The following is an 891-nucleotide window of genomic DNA, read 5'->3' as shown; positions in this document are numbered from 1 at the left end:
GCTCGCTGAGCAGGCCGGGCTGTCACGTTCGGCCGTGATGCGGCTCGAGTCAGGTGAGGCGAGTATCAGCTCTGACAGAGTTTTCCCGTTGTGCAGAGCGCTGCGGATCAAGCCGTCGGAGCTGTGGGCCGCGGTCGAATCCGACCCGGCGGCGGCCCAGACGCTCGAGCCCCGGGACTGACCCCGCACCTTCCCCCTCACGACACGAGGGGACGACGACACCACCATGCCCGGCTCTATTGACCTATACGCGATCCACAAGCTCGACCGGCGCCATTCACCGGCAGAACTGGCCGCACAGCTGACCAGCGAGCTGACCCGCACCGACCCGCGAGACCAGCTGGCGCGCACTCGCATCGAAACGGCGCGAGTGATCCTCGGCGACCCCGAGCTACGCGCTCGCTATGACAGGCAGCTCGATGATCCGAGCGCGCCCGAGATCACGGAGCAAACACTTGCCCAGTTGTCGGGCCGGCCTGCACCAACGGCATCGAGTGGCCTGTTTGCGACCACAAAGGTGAAGGTGATGGCTGTTCTGACCGGTGCGCTCGCAATCGCACTGACGATCGCAGTGTCCGCGGTCGCGTGCAGCAGCGGTGGTGATGGCGGCAGCACTGCGGCCAAGGGGTCGGCGAGGACAGACGGGACGACGACCCAGGCAATCGCCCCCAATCTCATCTCCGCCAGGTTGGATTCGGACCCGACGCAGAAGGTGGTGATCAGCGGGTCGGTAGACCTGTCCGCGACCGTCGCAAGCAGGCGGCTCGCATACACAGTAGGGACGGTGTGCCGGGCGCGTCCGTGTTGGGCTCAGTGCAGCCGCAGGACTCGGTCCCGTACGTCTACTTCGTCGCGCCCGACTCACTGAAGCTGTGGATCGGGAAGCTCGTG

Annotated in this window: 1 protein-coding gene; it reads left to right on the top strand. The window is 66.2% G+C overall.

The features are described from left to right. On the top strand, positions 1–181 hold a 181-nt coding region (locus tag A5777_RS17450; protein WP_156529415.1), incomplete at its 5' end, for a helix-turn-helix domain-containing protein. Positions 182–891: the final 710 nt, after the last annotated feature.

The sequence above is a fragment of the Gordonia sp. 852002-10350_SCH5691597 genome (genome assembly GCF_001665715.1).
Taxonomy (GTDB): Bacteria; Actinomycetota; Actinomycetes; order Mycobacteriales; family Mycobacteriaceae; genus Gordonia; species Gordonia sputi.
Note: the sequence above shows the minus strand (reverse complement) of the source record. Positions and strands in the feature narration are given on the sequence as shown.